This window comes from Sphaerisporangium sp. TRM90804 (assembly GCF_029846175.1).
Classification (GTDB): domain Bacteria; phylum Actinomycetota; class Actinomycetes; order Streptosporangiales; family Streptosporangiaceae; genus Sphaerisporangium.
In genome coordinates this window covers 101,385-120,481 of record NZ_JARWAC010000006.1, presented here as the reverse complement: position 1 = coordinate 120,481, position 19,097 = coordinate 101,385, and the positions used below count along the sequence as shown (strand labels likewise).

Here is a 19,097-nt window from a genome sequence, read left to right as displayed (position 1 = left end):
TGCCCCCATCCGCTCCGTCCCGCGGCCCCGGCGCGACCCGCCGGCACGCACGCGGGCGCGGGCCGCCAGGCGAGGAGAGTGATGAAGCGCAGTCCCGAGCTCCTGCGTCTAGCCGATTCGGTGCTGCTTCCCGGATTCGAGGGGAGGACGCCGCCCGACTGGCTGCGCCGCAGGCTGGGTGAAGGGCTTCCGGGCGTCGTCCTGTTCTCCCGCAACGTCGTGGACCTCGCGCAGCTCGCCGAGCTGACGGCCGCGCTGCGCGCCGAACGGCCCGACGCGGTCATCGGCATCGACGAGGAGACCGGCGACGTCACCCGGCTGGAGGTGCGCGACGGCAGCTCGCGCCCCGGCAACTACGCCCTGGGCGTGGTGGACGACGTCGCACTGACCGAGGAGATCGCCCGCGGGCTGGGGGACGACCTGGCCGCCGCGGGCGTGAACGTCGACTTCGCCCCGTCGGCGGACGTCAACTCCAACTTCGCCAACCCGGTGATCGGCCTTCGCTCGTTCGGCGCCGACCCCGCGCTGGTGGCCCGGCATACCGCCGCCTGGATACGGGGGCTCCAGGCGGCGGGCGTCGCGGCCTGCGCCAAGCACTTCCCCGGGCACGGGGACACCGCGGTCGACTCCCACCACGGCCTGCCGGCGATCACCGCGACCGGAGAGCGGCTGCACGAGGTCGAGCTGCTCCCCTTCAAGGCGGCGATCGCCGAGGGCGTCCGCATGATCATGACCGGTCACCTGCTCACCCTGGCCTGCGACCCCGAGCTGCCCGCGACGCTGAGTCACCGCGTCCTCACCGGCCTGCTCAGGAACGAGCTGGGCTTCCAGGGGGTGATCATCACCGACGCCATCGAGATGGCGGCCGTCGCGGGGCGTTACGGCATCGGCGGCGCGAGCGCCATGGCCGTCGCCGCCGGCGCCGACCTGGTCTGCGTGGGGGGCGAGAACGCCGACGACGCCGTGGTGGTGACGATCCGCGAGGCCGTCGCCGACGCCGTCGCCGAGGGCCGCCTGCCGGAGGACCGCCTCGCCGAGGCGGCCGAGCGTGTCTCGGCCCTGACGGCGTGGTCCGGCGCCCTCCGCCCCGCCGGGGCCGTCGACGGCGCGCCCGCAGGAGCGCCGGCCGGGCTCGCCGCCGCGCGCCGCGCCATCCGGATCAACGGTCCGGAAGGGGGCGCGCCGCTGCCGCTCACCAGCGCTCCCCACGTGGTCGAGCTGTCCCCGCCGATGAACCTGGCGATCGACAAGAACACTCCCTGGGGCATCTCCCGCCCGCTCGTCGAGCTGCTCCCGGGGACCACCGTCGCCCGCTTCGACGAGCAGAGCTGGACGGCCACCGCCCACCACAACGGCGCGGTCCTGCATCCCGCCGCCGGCCGCCCCCTGGTGGTGGTCGTCCGCGACGCCCACCGTCACCCGTGGCAGGCGGCCGCGCTCGCCCGCCTGCTTGAGGCCCGCCCGGACGCCATCGTGGTCGAGATGGGACTGCCCGGCCGCACCGACCTCGGCGCCGTCCACATCGCCACCCACGGCGCCGCTCGCGTCAGCGGCCAGGCGGCCGCCGAAGCCCTCACCGGCAGACTCGACGCGGTCGAGGGGGTCCACCGGGACGCGTGACCCGACGCATCGGCGGGCGACTTCGCCGCTCGGCCGGGAGGCCTTCGTTTCGGGGGTCACCGGCCTCCGGGGTGGGTCCGCCGGGATGCTGCGGTCACAGCCGCTGGGGCGCGGGCGGCGGGGCCGTACAGGGGTCGCGGCCGCCGGTGGACGGGGCCGTCGTCCGCGGGGGTGTGCTCACAGCCGCTGGGATGTGCGCGGGCGGCGGGGCCGCACAGTCGTGTGGGCGGGCGCGCTGAGCGCCCCGCCCGGGGTGTCCGCCACACCCGTGCGCCCGGCTCGACAGGAGGCGTGGCCGGGCGCTCAGGCGAAGGCGTAACATTCCACCTCGGCGCGGCGCGGGGAGAGCCCGCTCTCGACCGACTGCGTGACGCAGCGCTGCTCGCCCGCGCTCAGCGTGAGCCGGCCGCAGACCGTCACGCTGGAGTACGTGCGGCAGTCAAGCTTGGCCGGGGCGTTGCCGACCTCATACCTCTTCGACACGTCGATCCGGCATTCCCGGCGGGCCTGGACCGTGTTGGCGTACCGGCACTGCTGCGTCAGTATCCGGTACTGCTCGGGACTGACCGGTTGCTTCCCGGTGCCGTCCGTGGGCAATCCGGCCGCGATAGTCCCGAAGACCGCGACTGTGGCGAGCGCGACGACCATGACGATGTTCTTCATGACTTCCCCCCGTCACCAGGTGTCTACCCGCCACGGGCGCCTCCGAAGAACCCTCCCCGACAGGGGGCGGCGTCGCATTAGGTGCGGCCGTCCAGGCCTTGACCTGCGCCAGGAACGCCCGTCACCCCGCCCGGGCCGTGAGCGGCCGGGCCGGCGACACGCCCGCGTCTCCCGGGACGACCGCCCGGCCGGGGGGCCGGACATGTCCGTACGATGCTGACGGTACTGGTCGCTTGATCCCCGGGGGAGTGTCGTGAAGATCGCTTATGTCACGTATGACGGTCCAGATGACGACAGGGACGTGCTGCTGGCGGTGTGGGAGCGCGCGGGGATCGAGGGGCGGGCGGTGCACTGGGACCGGCCGGACGTGCGGTGGGCGGACTTCGACGCCGCGGTGGTGCGGTCCACCTGGGACTACATCACGCGGCGGGACGCCTTCGTGGAGTGGGCCCACCGGGCCGCGGGGGAGACGCGGCTGCTGAACCCCGCCGGGGTGATCGAGCGCAACACCGACAAGGTCTACCTGCGCGACCTCGGCGTGCCGGTCGTGCCGACGCACTGGGTCGCGCCCGGCGAGCCGGTGACGCTGCCCGACTGGGACGGCGAGTGGAAGGAGTACGTCGTCAAGCCGAGCGTCTCGTCGGGGGCGCGGTCGACGATCCGCACCACCGACCAGGCCGTCGCGCGGGAGCACGCCGCGCGGATCACCGCCGGGGGGCTCACCGCGATGATCCAGCCCTACCTGACCATGGTCGAGGACGAGGGCGAGACCTCGCTCATCTACCTCGGCGGCCGTTTCAGCCACGCCCGCCGCCGCAACGCCATGCTGGCCACCGGCCCGAACCGCCCCGCCGGCAACCACGTCGCCACGCTCGCGCGCGACCCGGCCCCCGACCAGCTCGCCCTGGCCGAACGCGTGCTGGCCGAAGTCCCCGAGACCCTCCTCTACGCCCGCGTCGACCTGGTCAGGCTCCCCGACGCCACCCCCGCCCTCATAGAGCTGGAACTCGTGGAGCCCTACCTCTACCTCAGCGAGGCCCCCGGCACCCCCGAACGCCTGACGACCGCCCTGCTGAACCTCCTCTGACCCCGCGAAACCCAAGGGCGGGCGCGGGCACGAGGAGAGGACCTCAGGAGCCGCGTATGACGCGCACGTCGACGCCCAGCTTCACGGCCGTCTCCATCTCGGCGTCCGCGGTGACGAGCGGAGCGCCGAGTGAGGCGTGGGTCGGCGGGGGCGCCGACGAGAGCGTCGACCACCGCCGACGACATCCTCTCGTGCGGCGGCCCGTCCCCTCTCTCGCGGGAGGGAACGGGCCGGGGGATGGGGGTCAGGGGAGGACGACGGCCAGGGGGGTCACTCGGGCGGTCTTGAGAGTGGCGGGGAGCCGGGCGGCCCAGGGGTGTTCGTGGAGGGAGAGGCCCTCGGGGTTGGCCACGACGAACCTGACGGCGCCGCCGGGGGCGGGCTGTTCGGTCCACCTGGCGCCGAAGGACGTCAGGGCGGCGGCGACCGCGGGCTTGTCGGCCTGCTTGACGGTGACGCGGATGGGGGTCTCCTGGTCGGAGACGAGGGCGGGCGCGGCCCGGGGGGTGACGGCGCGGGCGCGGGCGCCGGCGTCGGCGGGCAGGGGGGCGGTGATGGCGTTGGCGAGCAGGCGGGCGGTGCCGTCGGTGAAGGCGCGGAAGTTGGGCTCGGCGGCGAACAGCACCGTGTGGCCCCGGCCGACCGGCTCCGACAGCGCCGCCGCCGTGCCGCCCAGCTCCTCTGCGCCGATCTGGAAGCCGGAGACGAACCAGTCGGCGGAGCCCGCGGCCGGGTACGAGGCGACCACGTGGGACGGGTTCGAGGCGCGCATCAGCGGGTCGTAGGAGTAGAACTGCCAGGCGGTGGAGCCGACGCCGGCCGCCAGGGGGCCGCCCGCGACGTTCACGCGGAAGAGCGAGCCGGGCACGTCGGAGGTCGGGTCGGTGAAGGTGGCCGTGCTGATCCCGGCCAGCGACGCGAGCTGCGCGCCGCCGCTCCAGCCGACGTACCGGCCGCCGCCGCCGACCCAGGCGCGCAGCGCCTCGCGACCGGCGTCGCCGAGCGCGGCGTCGGCGGTGGACGCGGGCCCGGCCGGGGCCAGGACGACGTCGAGGCCGGCGAGCTTCCCGGCGGCCACGTCGGCCGGGCTGAGCAGGGTGAAGGGCAGCTTCCAGTCGCGGTCGAGGCGGTGGCGCAGCCAGCCGGTCGACTCCACCGCGGCGGTGGAGGTCGCCGAGAGCTGCAGCACGCCGATCTTCGGCTTCCCGGCGGGAGCGGGCGGCGACACCACCGCGGGGACGGCCTTGGCGGGCGTGGCCCGCGGCAGCAGCACGCTGCCGGAGGAGCCGCCCCGCACGTTGGCCAGCAGCGGCAGGCTCCACGCCGTGACGTCGTAGAAGTAGGGGAACGGTGTGTAGGCGTCCTCGTTCAGCATGGCCTGGATCCAGTGCTTCTGACCCTGGGCCATCGGGATCCAGTACGTGCCCTCGGGCAGCGTCGTGCGGGAGGGGGCCCTGCCGTACTCCTTGAAGTCCGAGACGGTGAGCGACTTGGCCAGCGTGAACACCTGGACGTCCATGCGCTGCAGGCGGCGCACGATCGACTGCACGGCCGCCTTCTTCGCCGGGTCGTCGGCGCGCAGGAAGTAGTGCCGGACGGGCCGGTCGGGAACCTGGGTGAGGACCTCGTTGCCCGGGTTGTACACCTGGTTCGGCTCCAGCTCGCCCGCCAGGCCCTGCTTGAGCGCCTCGGTGAACATGCCGTGCCACGTGGTCAGGATCGCGTCCTTGTTCGCCGCGGCGGTGGACAGCGTGACCCACTGGGTGAGGAACTGCTCGGCGGTCCGGGTGGGGATCGGGGAGCTGCCGCCCTTCTCGAACGTCATCCCCGCCGCGTTGAAGCCGGTGGTCGGCACCGTGTCGCCGTACCCCATGTAGAACAGGTCGTAGACGTCCCTGTTGGTGAAGGGGATGCCGCGCCGGGTGAACTCGTCGATCATCGCCTGGCCGTAGAGCTCGCTGATCCACCGGTAGGCCGGCTCGGCGATGTCGTGGTAGATCGGGTCGGCGTTCGGCGGGAAGAAGTATGCCGTGCCGCCCTGCTCGTGCGCGTCGATGTAGACCTGCGGCGGGTACTTGCGGAGCATCTCCAGTTTGCCGTCGGTCTCCGGTTGCGTCCGGGCGAACCAGTCGCGGTTCATGTCGAACCCGTACGCGTTGCGCCGGTTGTCGGCCTCGCGGCCGTCCGGGTTCTGCACGGGGAGCACGACCACGGTCGCCTTGTCCAGGATGCGCCTGGCCGCGCAGTCGTCCCGGTCGGCCAGGTCGTACAGCGTCTTCAGGGCGGCGTCCGCGCCGCTCTCCTCGTTGCCGTGCACGTTGCCGGTGACCCACAGGATGGCCGGCGTCCGCTTGGCGAGCTCCCGGACGAGCACCGAGGGGGTGAGGGGGCTGCGCAGCGCCTTGACGGCCAGCTCGGTCGCGGCCAGGCCGGCCCTGGTGACGTTGGAGGGCTTGCCGACGATGGCGTACTTCAGCGGGCGGCCCTGCGCCGTGGTGGCGAGGGTGCCCGAGACGACGCGGTCGCTCGACCGGTCGATCCGGTCCACGAGGGTGTCGGACTCGGCCGAGGTGACCTCCCGCTCGCCGAGGTCGAAGCCGAGGACGCTCCTGGGGGTCGGGACCTTGCCGAGGTAGGCCGCCGGGGTCCGCGTGGGGTCACACGTGCCGGCGGCGGTAGCGGGTGCGGGGGTGGGGGCGGCGTTGGCCACCCCGGCGGGGACGGCGATCGCGAGTGCCAGGACGGCGGGTGCGACCACCTTGTGACGCATGAGCATGTGATCACCGTGTCACCGGTGATTGTCACTGACAAGGGAGTTTCTTTACCTCTGTGTTACTTGTGGGGCGGTTGTGACGGTTTGTCGCTTACGTTGGGCGGGCGGGGACCCGGCGCCGCACAGCCTCGGCGGTCAGCCGGCGGTGATGCCGCCGTCCACCGGGATGACGGCCCCGGTGAGGTAGGCGCCGGCGCGCGAGGAGAGGAAGATGGCGGCCCCCGCCATGTCGTCGGGCCGCCCGATGCGGCCGAGCGGCACCTGCGACTCGACCAGTCCGCGCATGGCCGGGTCGTCCAGCGCGTAGGCCATCATCTTCGACTCGAACGGCCCGGGGGCGATGGCGTTGACCGTGATCGACTCGCGGGCGAGCGTCTTGGCCAGATGCTTGGTGAGCATGTGGACGCCGGCCTTGGCCGCCGAGTAGGCGTAGTTCTCCACCGTCGGCGTTCGGATGCCGTCCACCGAGCCGATGTTGACGACGCGGGCGGGGTCGTCGGGCGAGGCGGCCGCGCGCAGCAGCGGCAGGAACCGCTGCGTCAGCAAGAACACGCCCTTGACGTTGATGCCCCACAGCTTGTCGAAGGCGTGCCCGGGGTACTCCTCCAGCGGCGCGCCCCAGGTGGCGCCCGCGTTGTTGACCAGCACGTCCAGCCGGTCCTCCCGCTCGGCGACGGCCGACACCAGGGTCTCGACGCCCTCGGGGGTGGACAGGTCGGCCGGCACGGCGACGCAGCCCAGCTCGGCGCCGGTCTTCTCCACCTCGGCGGCCTTGCGCGAGGAGATGTAGACCGTCGCGCCCGCCGCCGCGAACCCCGAGGCGATCATCCTGCCGATGCCCCGGGAACCGCCCGTGACGACGACCGTCTTGCCTTCAACAGAGAACAGTGACATGCCAACCGATGATGCCGCACGTCCCGGCGCCCGTCCATACCGACCGGTCGGTTCGCATGGCCCGGCCGTGACCTCGGGCGGGCCGGCCGATGACCGTCACTTCTCGAACCGGCCGTAGGTGCCGCGGAAGAACACCAGCGGAGCGTGGTCGACGTGCGTGTCGAGGTCCAGCACGCGGGCCACGACGATGACGTGGTCGCCCGCCACGTGCTCGGCCTCCACGGCGCAGTCGATCCACGCCAGCGAGCCGTCGATCACCGGCGAGCCGCCGGGGGAGGGCGACCAGCGCAGGCCGGCGAACTTGTCCCAGCCCTTGGCCGCGAGCTGCTCGCAGACCTTCTCGTGCCGCTCGGACAGCACGCTCACGCACAGCCGCGCGGCGGTCCGCAGGCGCGGCCACGTGGTGCTGGTGTGCGCGACGCAGAACGCGACCAGCGGGGGGCGCAGGGAGACCGAGGTGAAGGAGTTGGCCGCCAGACCGCACGGCTCGCCGGTGGACGGGTCGATCGCCGTGATGGCGACCACACCGGTGGCGAAGCGTCCCAGCACGTTGCGGAAGTGGCGCCCGTCGGTCGGTGGTGAGGCCGGACGGTATTCATCGGCGCAGGTCAACCGGCTCCCCCATCGTCGTGACGGCGGTGGGCCGAAAGTGCCCCACCGGCCGGGCCGGGAGTCCCGGCATCGAGGCCGTTCCGGGTGCCCGCGCCCCGGCCACGGCCGGAGCCGGTGGTCATCGGCATGCGCGCCCCCAGGTGTCGCATCCGTCCCGGCGCACGCAGCGTATCTCAGGCTGTTTTGCAGGAGAACAGGCCGATTACCGCCCAGTGGGCCCCCGGCGACGCGATGGGCGGGAGAAACGGAAACGTGTCCTGGCGGGCGTGGGGGACCCGCCAGGACACGTCCGCCCCGGCGCGACTGCCAGGACCCCGGCGAGGGTTGGGGTCCTGGCGGTCGTTTACCGCACGGAGTCTGTGGGAGGCCGGTCGGCGGAGTCGTGCTCCCGGGTGTCGGGGGACTCCTCGTCGGCCGGCCTGCGGAAGTGGCGCGTGATCAGCCGTGCGGCGCCGACGGGGTCGGCGGCGGAGTGGGTGACGGTGAAGCCGTCCTCTTTCCAGATGAAGCAGCCCTTGCGGCACCAGACGGTGAGCTCGGTGGTCACAGACAGCACTGACATGCCGTTTCCGCTGCTCTGGTACGTGTGAGTGAAGCCCTCACGGTGCAACGCGTAGCGCAGCAAACGCGTTGCCTCGCGTGGATCGTGCCAGGGCAGATAAGGCGTACCCGCTCGTACCGCCAGCACCGGCCCTCACCCCCTCGCCGACCCTTTGATGGATTTGTACCAACGTTTGGATAATGCGTGGTCGCGACGCCGTGGTCAAGGGGTTGTTTGCTGTCAGATCGAGATCGTCTAGATTCGTAGGTACAAAAGGACGAACCGTAGGTGAGATTTGGCACGGTCGACGCTGTACCAGCAGGTGGCCGGCGAGCTTCGCAGAGCCATCTACTCCGGCGAGCTTGGGCCCGGGGCCCAGCTTCCGACGGAGATGGACCTCATGGACTCCCATGAGGTCAGCCGCAACACGGTACGCCTCGCCCTGGCCGAGTTGGAGAACGAAGGCCTGATCACCCGGATGCGCCGCCGCGGCAGCTTCGTCCGCGACCGCCGCGCGCTGCTGATGCGCCCCCAGGACGAGCTGAACGCCTCCCAGGGCATGGTGCGCAGAGAGGCCTTCGCCGAGGCGGTCACCAAGGAGGGGCGCAAGCCCGGCCAGGAGATCCAGGTCTCCATCGTCGAGCCGCCGGAGGAGATCGCCGCCCGGCTGGAGCTGGACGAGGGCGCGGTCGCGGTCGTGCGCCGCCGGCTGCGCTACGTCGACGACCAGCCGTACAACACCAACGACTCCTACTTCCCGCACGCCCTCGTCCGCGACTCGGAGATCGCGCGCCCGGGGGACATCACCCGCGGGGCCAACCGGGTGCTGGAGGAACTGGGCCACCGCCAGGTGCGCGTCGTGGACGACATCTCGGCACGTATGCCGACTCCTGAAGAATCCTCGCGTCTGCAACTCGAACCTGGTACGCCTGTCGTCGTATATGTCCGAGTTGGCTACGACCGTGAGCGCACCCCCGTGCGTGTAGCCGTGTCGGTCCTGCCCGCCGACAAGCACCTGATCAGGTATGAGCTCGCGCTGAGCTGACCGCTCCCGCACCGCCCGCCGCCGCGGTGCGGCGGCGCCCTCCCCCTGCGGCGCCAGGCCGTCCCCGCCTTCGCCGGTGACGCCTGCGACCCCTGCGGCGAATGTCGTTGACACGGGCTTTGACTGGGAAAGCCGCGCGCCCCCGATCGAGCACTTTCCGTGTTCGAGGCGTCACCAGCGGCACCGAAAGGATGACCGATGTACTCCGACACCCTCCAGCAGGCCCGTCCCCTCACCCTCCGTAACGCCACCGCCGCCGACCTCCCCGGCGTTCTGGCGCTGCTGGCGGAGACCGCCGACTGGCTGAACGGCCGCGGCATCCGGCAGTGGCCGGCGGGCGGCTTCCCCGCCGCGCGCATCGAGCCGCTCATCGCCGAGGGGACCCTGTACGTGGTGGACGACGGGCGCGGGACGGGCGCCGCGGACGGCCGCGGCGCGAACGGCGCGGGCATGGTCCCCGCGGCGACACTGGCCCTGGACGACCACGCCGACCCCGAGTTCTGGACCCCGGCCGACCGTCCCGACAGCGCGCTGTACGTGCACAAGCTCGCGGTGGGGCGGGCCTTCTCCGGTCAGGGGCTGGGCGAGACCCTGCTCGACTGGGCGGCCCTGCGCGTGGCGGCCACCGGGCGGCGGTGGCTGCGCCTGGACTGCGCCAAGCACAACCGTGCGCTCCAGGCCTACTACAGCGGCCACGGCTTCCGGCACGTGCGTACGGTGGACCTGCCGCACCGCGCCTCGGGCGCGCTGTTCGAGCGCCCGGCCGACGTGCACGAGCACACCGGCTCGCGCAGCCGCGAGCACGCCGTCTCGCTGCGGAGCATGGCGCGCTCGTACTCGGGGGCTGCCTGACGGCACTCCTGGCAAGTCACCACAGGACGGTAGAGATACCACGTAGCCCTGCAAGACAGGACAGGTGCTGATCTATACCTGGTAGCGGTCCAACTCCGGACAGGACCGTCCGATACCCTCTGAACCCATGACCGGATCGCTGCTAGAGGTGATCGCGCTCGACGTGCGCGACGCCGTGGCCGCAGAGGATGGCGGCGCGGACCGCTTGGAGATCGTGTCCGACATGTCGGTAGGCGGGCTCACCCCCGCCCCCGAGACGGTCGCGGCGATCGCCAAGCAGTCCGCGCTGCCTCAGATGGTGATGCTCCGGTCCAACGCGGGCTACACCGTGACCTCCGAGGAGCTCGAGCGGCTCACCGAGGACGCGCGGATCCTCACGGACGCCGGCGCGGCCGGTTTCGTCTTCGGCTTCCTGGACGCCGCCGGCGCCGTCGACCTCGCCGCGACCGAGGCGCTGATCCACGCGGTCACCCCGCTGCCCTGGACGTTCCACCGCGCGGTGGACAACGCGGCCGACGTCCAGGCCGCATGGCGCGCGGTACGGCTGCTGCCCAACCTCGCGACCGTCCTGACCTCCGGCAGCCCCTCCGGCATCGCCTCCGGTCTGCCCGTGCTGCGCTCACGCGCCGAGATGGGGGACGCGCCCCTCATCCTCGCCGGCGGCGGCCTCGAACCCCATCTGGTCGCCCCGCTGCTCGACTACGGCGTGCGCGGCTTCCACGTGGGAAGCCCGGTCCGCGAGTCGTGGTCGGCCCCCGTCGACCGCGAGCGGGTACGGCGGTGGCGCGAGCTGGTGGACACGATCTGACATGCCGCCCGTCTCCGGCGAGAACGCGGCCTCCGAGGCGGTGCCCGGCTTCGCCGCGGCCTTCCGGGAGCAGGGGGAGCGGTACCCGGGCCCGGCCGACGGATGGCAGCCCGTGCACACCGTCTACGTCCCCGCCGACCGGTTCGACCGCGACACCGTCCGCTCCTGGGGCGAGGCCGCGCTCGGGCTGCTGGACGCCCACCTGCCCGGCGCCGCCGCGCTGTCGCGGGTGTTCGGCCCCCTCCCCGGCGGCCTGGCGGACGACGTGCGCGGCCGGGTGGCACGCAAGCTCGCCGCCGAGCCGGTCGAGGACCTGAGGATCGACTTCGAGGACGGCTACGGCGCGCGGCCGGCCGAGGAGGAGGACCGGCACGCCGAGCGGGCCGCCGAGACGGTCGCCCTGCTGAGCGCCGAGGGCACGCTGCCGCGCCGCTGGGGGCTGCGGCTGCGGTCGTTCGCCGACGGGGACCCCGCGCGCACCCTGCGCACCCTGGACGTGCTGCTGACCGGCGTCATCGGCGGGGCCGGCGGCCTGCCGGGCGGCTTCACGGTCACCTTCCCGAAGGTCCTGATGGAGGCGTATCTGGGGCAGTTCGCCGCCTGCCTGGCGGACCGCGAGCGAGCCCTCGGGCTCGCCCCCGGGACGCTGCGGTTCGAGATGCAGGTGGAGGCGCCGCAGACCGTCCTGTTCCTGCAGCGCTCGCCGGACCTGGTGCCCTCCCTGGGCGGACGCCTGGCGGCCGCGCACTTCGGGGTCTTCGACTACACCGCCGCCTGCGGCCTGCCGCCGGCCGAGCAGCGCCTGGACCACCCCGTGTGCGACCACGCGCGCGAGGTCATGCGCGTCGCCCTGGCCGGCACCGGCGTGGAGCTGTCGGACGGCTCGCTGGCCGCCTCGCCCGCCTCCAAGACGACCGAGGACGTCCACGCGCTGTGGCGCGCGCACGCCGCGACGGTGCGCCACTCGCTGCGCCACGGCTTCTACCAGGGCTGGGACATGCACCCCTCACACCTGGTGAGCCGCTACGCCACGGTTTACGCCTTCCACCTCGCCTCCTACGACGCCTACGCCGAGCGCGTCCGCGCCTGGGAGGCGCGGCGCGAGGCGGGCGGCGGGGTGATGGACGAGCCGGCAACGATCAAGACCCTGGCCGCGGCCCTGCGCCGCGCCGGCCTCGCGCTCGACGGCCCGGGCTGACGCCCGCCGGCCCGTCCCGGCCGCCCGGCTACGGGCGACCGGGGACGCTCACCGGCCTCAGACCTTCTCCGCGGGCGGCCAGGCGCGCCCGGTGGCGGTCAGCATGGCGCCGCGCCCGACCAGCTTGACGGCCTCGCCCCGGCCCAGCGTCGCCGCCAGCGCGGCCTCGGCCGCCTCGATCGCCAGCCACTCGTCGTAGGTCACCGGCGCCACGCCGCGCGCCGCCAGCAGGTCGTCCAGGCGGGTCGACGGCGCCGGGCGGTCGGGGCGCGAGGCGAGGTCGGCCAGCAGGGTGCGCACGGTCTCGGCGGCGTCGGACTTGTTGGTGCCGATGACCCCGGAGGGCCCGCGCTTCAGCCAGCCCGCGACGTAGCGCCCCTCGTCGACCCGGCCGGCGACGTTCGGGACGGTCATCGTGGCGCTGTCGAACGGCACCCCCGGCAGCGGGACGCTCTGGTACCCGACCGAGCGCAGCACCATGCCCGCGCGGATGGTCTCGAACTCGCCGGTGCCGACGACCCGGCCGTTCTCCAGCGTCGTGCGCTCCAGCCGGAGCCCCTCGACGCGGGAGGACCCGAGGATCTCCACCGGGCGCAGCCAGAAGCGCACGTCCAGGCGGCGCGGCCGGCCCGCCGGGGCCCTGGTGCACCAGGACCTCAGCACCTCGACGTTGCCGCGCACCTGCCGCGACAGCTCGCTGACGTCGCTGTCGCCGGCCTCCTCCGGCCGCACGGTGACGTCGCAGTTCTCCAGCTCGCCCAGCTCGCGCAGCTCCTTGAGCGTGAACTTGGCGTGCTCGGGGCCGCGCCGGCCGATCATGTGGATGCCCCGCACCTGGCTCTTGGAGAGCCGGTCGAGCACCTCCTGCGGAACGTCGGTCGAGCGGAGCTCCTCGGCGGTCTTGGCGAGGATCCGGACGACGTCGACCGCGACGTTGCCGACGCCGATCACGGCGACGTCGGGGCTGTCGAGCAGGAAGGCCTCCGGCGGCACGTCGGGGTGCCCGCAGTACCAGTTGACGAAGTCGGTGGCGGCGACGCTGCCGGGGAGGTCCTCCCCGGGGATGCCCAGACGCCGGTCGACCATGGCGCCCGTGCAGAACACGACCGCGTCGTAGCTGGATCGCAGTTCGTCCACCGAGATGTCGGCGCCGAGCTCGACGCCGCCGAGGAACCGCACCGCCGGCTGCTCCAGGACGCGGCGCAGGTAGCCGGCGATCGACTTGATGGAGGTGTGGTCGGGTGCTACGCCGTACCTGACCAGTCCGTACGGGGTCGGCAGCCGGTCCAGCACATCGATCTCGACCGGCTCGCCCGCCTGCTTGGTCAGGGCCTCGGCCGTGTAGATGCCGGCGGGACCGGATCCCACGACCGCAACGCGGAGCGGCATGTGGCCTCCTTCGGGGCCGGGGCCCCACGGTGTCATGCTGGTGATTGTCGCCGAACCCGCCCCCTCGGGCCAGACGTACACGGCCGCGTCGCCGGGGAGATCCGGTTCCGGTCGTCGGCGGGAAACGGGCGGCACCGCCCTTTCCGGCGGTCCGGTGACGGAACGGCCCCCTCGCTCACCTCGGCCTTCGCGGTGACACGGCGTGGGACGGCGGCGTTCGCGCGCGGGGCTCCGCGCGGCTGCGCCGGCCGGCTCCCAGGTCCAGCTTATGATCCCGTCTGGGGTGGCCCCGGTGCCCGCGCCGGGGTGCCGCGTAGGCTCCGCCCGTCCCCGGGGGCGTTCGCGCCGGGGTCCGGGCTCGGGGGACTTTCGGCGGCCGGGGGCGTACACTCGCCCCACCCTCCGGCGACACCGGTTCACGCGCCGCCGGCGGCGGCCGGGCGCCCCCGTCCGGCGGCGACGGTGCGGGCTTTAACCGCGGGCGAGGTCCGCGCGGGAGTCGATAGCCTGTATACCTGCCGATCCCCGCGACCGAGGAGTAGCCGTGCTGCTGCGTATGTCCACCCTGTTCCTTCGCACCCTGCGTGAGGACCCGGCGGACGCCGAGGTGCCGAGCCACCGGCTGCTGGTCCGCGCCGGTTACGTCCGCCGGGTCGCGCCGGGCATCTACTCGTGGCTGCCCCTCGGTAAGATCGTCATGGAGAACGTCGCCCGCGTGGTGCGCGAGGAGATGAACGCCATGGGCGGTCAGGAGGTCCTGTTCCCGGCGCTGCTGCCCCGCGAGTACTACGAGGCCACCGGCCGCTGGACGGAGTACGGCGACACGCTGTTCCGCCTGAAGGACCGCAAGGGCGCCGACTACCTGCTCGGCCCCACGCACGAGGAGATGTTCACCGACATGGTGAAGGGGGAGTACTCCTCCTATAAGGACTTCCCGGTCATCCTCTACCAAATTCAGACGAAGTACCGCGACGAGGCGCGGCCCCGGGCGGGCATCCTGCGCGGGCGCGAGTTCATCATGAAGGACTCCTACTCCTTCGACCTCGACGACGACGGTCTCAAGCGCTCCTACGAGCTGCACCGCGAGGCCTACATCAAGCTGTTCGACCGGCTCGGCATCGACTACAAGATCTGCTTCGCGATGTCCGGCGCCATGGGCGGCTCCGCGTCCGAGGAGTTCCTCGCCCCCTGCGAGACCGGCGAGGACACCTTCGTGGCCTGCCGCAACTGCGGCTACGCGGCCAACGCCGAGGCCGTCGTCACGCCCGCGCCGCCCGCCGTGAGCGGCGACCACCCCGCCCTGGAGGTGCTCGACACCCCCGGCACCCCGACCATCGACTCGCTGGTCGCCTACGTCAACGAGCGGTACGGCCTCGGCGTCACCGCCGCGGGCACGCTCAAGAACGTCGTGGTCAAGGTGCGCACGCCCGGCTCCGGCGAGACCGAGACCCTGGTCGTCGGCCTGCCCGGCGACCGCGAGGTCGACTTCAAGCGGCTGGAGGCGTCGCTGTCGCCCGGCGTTCCCGAGATCTTCGAGGCCCCCGACTTCGCCAGGCACCCCGGCCTGGTGCGCGGCTACATCGGCCCGCAGGTCCTCAAGGAGCTGGGCATCCGCTACCTCGTCGACCCCCGCGTGGTCGCCGGCTCCTCCTGGGTCACCGGAGCCAACGAGGAGGGCAAGCACGCGGCGCACGTCGTCGCGGGCCGCGACTTCGAGGCCGACGGCACGATCGAGGCCGCCGAGGTGCGGGCCGGCGACTCCTGCCCCCGCTGCGCCCACGACCTGTCCATCGACCGCGGCATCGAGATCGGCCACATCTTCCAGCTCGGCCGCAAGTACGCCGACGTCGCCGGGCTCGACGCCCTCGGCCCCGACGGCAAGCCCATCCGCATCACCATGGGCTCCTACGGGGTGGGCGTCTCACGGGCGGTCGCCGTGCTGGCCGAGCAGACGCACGACGAGCTGGGCCTGGTCTGGCCCCGCGAGGTGGCGCCCGCCGACGTGCACGTCGTGGGCACCGGCAAGGACAACCAGGTCGAGGTGGCGACACGGCTCGCCGAGGAGCTGGAGGCCAAGGGCCTGCGCGTGCTCGTCGACGACCGCGCGAGCGTCTCGCCGGGGGTGAAGTTCAAGGACGCCGAGCTGCTGGGCGTCCCGACGATCCTGATCGTCGGGCGCGGCCTGGCTCAAGGAGTCGTGGAGCTGCGTGACCGGGCGGGCGGCGGCAGGGAGGAGATCCCCCTGGACGAGGCGGTCACCCGCGTCGTCGCCGCCGTCCACCCGGTGTCCGGCGCCGTCTGACCATACGGTCCGCGACGGTCACCTGCTGCTTCGGGAGCCGAGCGTCTTCTTCCAGTGGAAGCCGCCGGGCAGGTTCACGGTGAGGGTGCGGCGCCCGTCGGCGGTCTTGGTGACACGGAAGCCACGTCCGCCGTAGCTGTGCCCCACACCGCTGCGCGAAAGGTTGAGCCGGAACGGCCCCATCTTGATCGACTTACGGTAACTGAGTCCCATCGTGCCCTCCGTGGCTGTATTTCGACGAAACAGCGTCTACCCACGGAACAGATCGCAAACGTGCGAATGACCTTGGGCGTGAGGCCGGGCGACGGGGCTACGGCCCGGTGGTGCTCGGCGACGGGGTCACGGCGGGCGCCGGCGCCGCGGCCCGGGCCCGCCCGGGGAAGGCGGTGATCGGCGAGTGCCAGCCGTAGCCCCTGACCGCGCTCTCCTGCATCGCCGTGAACGCGAGGCGGCGCAGCGTGGGGTCGGCGACGGCGGCCAGTTCGAGGTAGGCGGCGGTCACCCGCTCTTCGACGTGGGCGGCCAGGCGCTCGGCGTCGCGCGCCGTCGGCACCGGGAACGGCAGGTCGTAGGCCGCGCCGGCCTCCGAGGGCGTGCCGCCCCTGGCCCTGATCATCGCGCGGAGCTGGTCGCGCCGGGCCCGGTGGGCCTCGTAGCCGGCCGTCGCCGCGGCGCGTGCGCCGCCGGCGCGTGCGCCGACGACGCCGTAGGCGTACACGGCGGCGTGCTCGGCGTCCAGCACCTTGATCAGGGCGCGCAGCGGATCGGTCACGACGTCCTCGGCAGGGCCGTCGCGTGCACGGCCTCGCAGGCGCCGATGCAGGCCAGGAGCTGGGCCAGCGCGGGGGAGACGCCCTCGGCCTGGCGGGGCCGGGCCGCGGCCGCCTTGCGCTCCAGGGTGCGCAGCGCGCCGACGGACACCGCCGAGGGGGAGGGCGTCGGCGCCGGCGAGGTCGGCGCGGGGGAGACCGGAGCCGTCGGCGTGGCGGAGGGCGCGGACGCCGGGAGGCGGCGGCGCAGCTCCGCCAGGTGGGCCTCGTGGCGCTGCCGGAACGGCAGCAGCTCGGCGGCCGTCGCGGCGTCGGCCTCGCCGGCCCGCCGGTAGAGCGCGACCATCTCCTCCTTGGCGGCGATGACGCCGGTGAGCAGGACGGTCTCGGGGTCGGGCGGCGCGGGCGGGGCCGCGGGCGGCGCGCCCGGTGTGGGCGAGCAGCCGGCGACCGCGGCGGCGGCTCCGGCGGCGGTACCGCGAAGCAGGGCGCGCCGGGTCAGGGCACGCTGGCGCACGGTGCGGCCTCCCGTGGAATGACGGCTTCTCCTGGCTTGGCACTAGCATCGTACGGCGCGTCACCGGGTGGGTGGCCGAGTGGCGCTCTTTCCACGCCCTGGTGTCGATAGGCTGGTGAACCGTTGGGCGAGGTCCGCCTTCGGCCGTCGAGTACGACGGCCCATAATTACAACTGGGAGGTCAGCATGAGCGCAGACGCTCGACGTGACCGCCTGTTCAAACTTCTCGAGCCCGTCGCCGCCGCGAAGGGGCTCGATCTCGAAGACGTCACGATCACCCCCGCCGGCCGGCGACGCCTCCTGAGGGTCGTCGTGGACGGCGACGGCGGCGTGAACCTCGACCAGGTCGCCGAAGTGAGTCAGGGCGTCTCCAAGGCGCTCGACGACAGCGACGTGATGGGCACCGGCCCTTACGTCCTGGAGGTCACCTCGCCCGGTGTCGACCGCCCGCTCACCGAGCAGCGCCACTGGCGCCGGAACAAGGGGCGGCTCGTCAAGGCCGACCTTCGTGACGGCAGCCTCGCCGAGGGCCGCATCGCCGCCGTCGGCGACTCCGGCGTCGAGCTGCGGCCCGACGACACCGGCACGCCGCGGCTGCTCGCGTGGGAGGAGCTCGCCAAGGGGCGGGTGCAGGTCGAGTTCCGCCGGCGCGACGAGGACGACCGGCACGAGGAAGACGCCGGCGACGGCGACGAGGTCTAGGGGGGAGCCTTGTGGACATCGACATGACCGTTCTGCGCAGCCTGGAGCGGGAGAAGGACATCTCCTTCGACCTGGTTGTGAAGGCCATCGAGGACGCCCTGCTCATCGCGTACCTCCGCACCGAGGGCGCGGCCCCGAAGGGGCGCGCGCATCTCGACCGCGCCTCCGGGCACGTGACGATCTGGGCCGCGGAGCTGGACGACGAGGGCGGGGTCGTCAGGGAGTACGACGACACCCCCGGCAACTTCAGCCGCATCGCCGCGACCACGGCCAAGCAGGTGATCCTCCAGCAGCTCAGGGACGCCGAGGACGAGATCAACTTCGGCGAGTTCGCGAGCCGCGAGGGCGAGCTGGTCGCGGGCGTGATCCAGCAGGGCAAGGACCCCCGCGTGGTGCTGGTCGACCTCGGCAAGATCGAGGCGATCCTGCCGCACAACGAGCAGGTCCCCGGCGAGGAGTACGTGCACGGCGAGCGGCTGCGCTGCTACGTCGTGCAGGTGAAGAAGGGGCACAAGGGCCCGTCGGTCACGCTGTCCCGCACCCACCCGAACCTCGTCAAGAAGCTGTTCGCCCTGGAGGTTCCCGAGATCGCCGACGGCACGGTGGAGATCGCCGCCATCGCCCGCGAGGCCGGCCACCGCACCAAGATCGCGGTAAGGTCGCGGCGCGGCGGGGTCAACGCCAAGGGCGCCTGCATCGGCCCCATGGGGTCACGGGTGCGCAACGTGATGACCGAGCTGCACGGCGAGAAGATCGACATCATCGACTGGTCGGACGACCCGGGGGAGTTCGTGGGGAATGCCCTGTCGCCCGCGCGGGTTTCACACGTGGAGGTCCTCGACCTTGATGGTCGGGTCGCCCGGGTGACGGTGCCTGACTACCAGCTTTCGCTGGCGATCGGCAAAGAGGGGCAGAACGCCCGCCTCGCCGCTCGCCTCACCGGGTGGCGCATCGACATCAGGCCCGATACGCAGGCGACGGCCGCAGGCGACACCGCCGGTCCCGCCGATGCCTCCACAAGGTAAGCTTGAGAACGGTGGCCGGGCCGCCCCGCTGAGAACATGCGTGGGCTGCCGGGTTCGCACGGTAAAGTCCGAGCTGCTCCGCCTGGTGGTGGTCGAGGGCGAGATCGTCCCCGACCTGCGAGGGCGGCTGCGGGGCCGCGGTGCATACGTGCATCCGGCCCTGCGTTGCCTGGAGCTCGCCGAACGTCGCCGAGCGTTTCCGCGTTCATTTCGCGTCGCGGGGCCGCTCGACGTCGTGTGTTTGCGAGCTTCACTGGTGGGGCTTGACGCCGAGTAGGACCGGGTGAATGGTTACCAAC

19 protein-coding genes are annotated in these 19,097 nt (G+C 72.9%); 10 read left to right on the top strand and 9 right to left on the bottom strand.

The features are described from left to right. Positions 1 to 81 precede the first annotated feature (81 nt). Positions 82 to 1,620, top strand: coding sequence for a glycoside hydrolase family 3 N-terminal domain-containing protein (locus PYR91_RS07285; RefSeq protein WP_279778424.1), 1,539 nt, complete (start codon positions 82 to 84; stop codon positions 1,618 to 1,620). Between the two features lie 303 nt (positions 1,621 to 1,923). Here PYR91_RS07285 and PYR91_RS07280 read toward each other — a convergent pair whose 3' ends face one another. After that, entirely contained in the window at positions 1,924 to 2,283 is a 360-nt protein-coding gene (locus tag PYR91_RS07280; protein ID WP_279778423.1) for a hypothetical protein, read from the bottom strand. Positions 2,284 to 2,536: 253 nt separating this feature from the next. On the opposite strand from PYR91_RS07280, the gene PYR91_RS07275 reads away from it, so the two are divergent. Further along, complete coding sequence (locus PYR91_RS07275) at positions 2,537 to 3,370, top strand: hypothetical protein (RefSeq protein ID WP_279778421.1); 834 nt, start codon at positions 2,537 to 2,539, stop codon at positions 3,368 to 3,370. A gap of 244 nt (positions 3,371 to 3,614) precedes the next feature. Here the strand turns inward: PYR91_RS07275 and PYR91_RS07270 are convergent, their stop codons facing one another. The 4 genes from PYR91_RS07270 to PYR91_RS07255 form a co-directional block, all read right to left on the bottom strand. Beyond that, a complete protein-coding gene (locus PYR91_RS07270) occupies positions 3,615 to 6,146 on the bottom strand; it encodes a M14 family zinc carboxypeptidase (RefSeq protein ID WP_279778420.1) in 2,532 nt (843 codons plus the stop codon). 132 nt (positions 6,147 to 6,278) lie between these two features. Further along, the gene (locus PYR91_RS07265) at positions 6,279 to 7,037 is read right to left on the bottom strand and encodes an SDR family oxidoreductase (protein ID WP_279778419.1); all 759 of its coding nucleotides are present in this window, start codon (positions 7,035 to 7,037) and stop codon (positions 6,279 to 6,281) included. A 96-nt stretch (positions 7,038 to 7,133) separates the two neighbouring features. After that, the gene (locus PYR91_RS07260; RefSeq protein ID WP_279778418.1) at positions 7,134 to 7,649 is read right to left on the bottom strand and encodes a flavin reductase family protein; all 516 of its coding nucleotides are present in this window, start codon (positions 7,647 to 7,649) and stop codon (positions 7,134 to 7,136) included. A gap of 343 nt (positions 7,650 to 7,992) precedes the next feature. Next, positions 7,993 to 8,211 carry a hypothetical protein gene (locus tag PYR91_RS07255; RefSeq protein WP_279778416.1) on the bottom strand — a complete coding sequence of 73 codons (219 nt, stop codon included), beginning with the start codon at positions 8,209 to 8,211 and terminating at the stop codon, positions 7,993 to 7,995. A 274-nt stretch (positions 8,212 to 8,485) separates the two neighbouring features. Here PYR91_RS07255 and PYR91_RS07250 point away from each other — a divergent pair, with 274 nt between their 5' ends. The 4 genes from PYR91_RS07250 to PYR91_RS07235 all read left to right on the top strand — a co-directional run bounded on the left by PYR91_RS07250 (position 8,486) and on the right by PYR91_RS07235 (position 12,093). Then, the gene (locus PYR91_RS07250) at positions 8,486 to 9,235 is read left to right on the top strand and encodes a GntR family transcriptional regulator (protein ID WP_279778413.1); all 750 of its coding nucleotides are present in this window, start codon (positions 8,486 to 8,488) and stop codon (positions 9,233 to 9,235) included. A gap of 198 nt (positions 9,236 to 9,433) precedes the next feature. Then, a complete protein-coding gene (locus tag PYR91_RS07245) occupies positions 9,434 to 10,087 on the top strand; it encodes a GNAT family N-acetyltransferase (protein ID WP_279778412.1) in 654 nt (217 codons plus the stop codon). A gap of 127 nt (positions 10,088 to 10,214) precedes the next feature. Continuing rightward, positions 10,215 to 10,895 carry a copper homeostasis protein CutC gene (locus tag PYR91_RS07240; protein WP_279778410.1) on the top strand — a complete coding sequence of 227 codons (681 nt, stop codon included), beginning with the start codon at positions 10,215 to 10,217 and terminating at the stop codon, positions 10,893 to 10,895. Position 10,896: 1 nt separating this feature from the next. Then, complete coding sequence (locus PYR91_RS07235; RefSeq protein ID WP_279778408.1) at positions 10,897 to 12,093, top strand: aldolase; 1,197 nt, start codon at positions 10,897 to 10,899, stop codon at positions 12,091 to 12,093. Between the two features lie 57 nt (positions 12,094 to 12,150). Here the strand turns inward: PYR91_RS07235 and PYR91_RS07230 are convergent, their stop codons facing one another. Continuing rightward, positions 12,151 to 13,482, bottom strand: a complete 1,332-nt coding sequence (locus tag PYR91_RS07230; RefSeq protein WP_279778407.1) for an FAD-dependent oxidoreductase — start codon at positions 13,480 to 13,482, stop codon at positions 12,151 to 12,153. 544 nt (positions 13,483 to 14,026) lie between these two features. Here PYR91_RS07230 and PYR91_RS07225 point away from each other — a divergent pair. Beyond that, entirely contained in the window at positions 14,027 to 15,784 is a 1,758-nt protein-coding gene (locus tag PYR91_RS07225; RefSeq protein ID WP_279778406.1) for a proline--tRNA ligase, read from the top strand. Positions 15,785 to 15,802: 18 nt separating this feature from the next. On the opposite strand, the gene PYR91_RS07220 is transcribed toward PYR91_RS07225, so the two are convergent. The 3 genes from PYR91_RS07220 to PYR91_RS07210 form a co-directional block, all read right to left on the bottom strand. Continuing rightward, a complete protein-coding gene (locus tag PYR91_RS07220) occupies positions 15,803 to 15,997 on the bottom strand; it encodes a DUF4236 domain-containing protein (protein WP_279778405.1) in 195 nt (64 codons plus the stop codon). A 97-nt stretch (positions 15,998 to 16,094) separates the two neighbouring features. After that, on the bottom strand, positions 16,095 to 16,556 hold the full coding sequence (locus tag PYR91_RS07215; RefSeq protein ID WP_279778403.1) for a ferritin-like domain-containing protein: 462 nt from the start codon (positions 16,554 to 16,556) through the stop codon (positions 16,095 to 16,097). Beyond that, entirely contained in the window at positions 16,553 to 17,071 is a 519-nt protein-coding gene (locus PYR91_RS07210) for a hypothetical protein (protein ID WP_279778401.1), read from the bottom strand. Before PYR91_RS07210 ends, PYR91_RS07215 begins: the two co-directional genes overlap by 4 nt. Positions 17,072 to 17,257: 186 nt before the next feature. On the opposite strand from PYR91_RS07210, the gene rimP reads away from it, so the two are divergent. The 3 genes from rimP to PYR91_RS07195 are packed head-to-tail and all read left to right on the top strand — an operon-like array spanning position 17,258 to position 19,075. Next, positions 17,258 to 17,773, top strand: a complete 516-nt coding sequence (gene rimP / locus PYR91_RS07205) for a ribosome maturation factor RimP (RefSeq protein WP_279778399.1) — start codon at positions 17,258 to 17,260, stop codon at positions 17,771 to 17,773. Positions 17,774 to 17,796: 23 nt separating this feature from the next. Beyond that, on the top strand, positions 17,797 to 18,798 hold the full coding sequence (nusA, locus tag PYR91_RS07200; protein WP_279778397.1) for a transcription termination factor NusA: 1,002 nt from the start codon (positions 17,797 to 17,799) through the stop codon (positions 18,796 to 18,798). Beyond that, positions 18,782 to 19,075, top strand: a complete 294-nt coding sequence (locus tag PYR91_RS07195; RefSeq protein ID WP_279778395.1) for a YlxR family protein — start codon at positions 18,782 to 18,784, stop codon at positions 19,073 to 19,075. Before nusA ends, PYR91_RS07195 begins: the two co-directional genes overlap by 17 nt. Positions 19,076 to 19,097 lie beyond the last annotated feature (22 nt).

What these genes read in the sequence shown, in the direction of transcription:
- PYR91_RS07285 (WP_279778424.1), top strand. Translation starts at nt 82, where the DNA reads ATGAAGCGCAGTCCCGAGCTCCTGCGTCTAGCCGATTCGGTGCTGCTT.
- PYR91_RS07280 (WP_279778423.1), bottom strand. Translation starts at nt 2,283, where the DNA reads ATGAAGAACATCGTCATGGTCGTCGCGCTCGCCACAGTCGCGGTCTTC.
- PYR91_RS07270 (WP_279778420.1), bottom strand. Translation starts at nt 6,146, where the DNA reads ATGCTCATGCGTCACAAGGTGGTCGCACCCGCCGTCCTGGCACTCGCG.
- PYR91_RS07265 (WP_279778419.1), bottom strand. Translation starts at nt 7,037, where the DNA reads ATGTCACTGTTCTCTGTTGAAGGCAAGACGGTCGTCGTCACGGGCGGT.
- PYR91_RS07255 (WP_279778416.1), bottom strand. Translation starts at nt 8,211, where the DNA reads ATGTCAGTGCTGTCTGTGACCACCGAGCTCACCGTCTGGTGCCGCAAG.
- PYR91_RS07245 (WP_279778412.1), top strand. Translation starts at nt 9,434, where the DNA reads ATGTACTCCGACACCCTCCAGCAGGCCCGTCCCCTCACCCTCCGTAAC.
- PYR91_RS07240 (WP_279778410.1), top strand. Translation starts at nt 10,215, where the DNA reads ATGACCGGATCGCTGCTAGAGGTGATCGCGCTCGACGTGCGCGACGCC.
- PYR91_RS07235 (WP_279778408.1), top strand. Translation starts at nt 10,897, where the DNA reads ATGCCGCCCGTCTCCGGCGAGAACGCGGCCTCCGAGGCGGTGCCCGGC.
- PYR91_RS07230 (WP_279778407.1), bottom strand. Translation starts at nt 13,482, where the DNA reads ATGCCGCTCCGCGTTGCGGTCGTGGGATCCGGTCCCGCCGGCATCTAC.
- PYR91_RS07220 (WP_279778405.1), bottom strand. Translation starts at nt 15,997, where the DNA reads ATGGGACTCAGTTACCGTAAGTCGATCAAGATGGGGCCGTTCCGGCTC.
- rimP (WP_279778399.1), top strand. Translation starts at nt 17,258, where the DNA reads ATGAGCGCAGACGCTCGACGTGACCGCCTGTTCAAACTTCTCGAGCCC.
- nusA (WP_279778397.1), top strand. Translation starts at nt 17,797, where the DNA reads ATGACCGTTCTGCGCAGCCTGGAGCGGGAGAAGGACATCTCCTTCGAC.
- PYR91_RS07195 (WP_279778395.1), top strand. Translation starts at nt 18,782, where the DNA reads ATGCCTCCACAAGGTAAGCTTGAGAACGGTGGCCGGGCCGCCCCGCTG.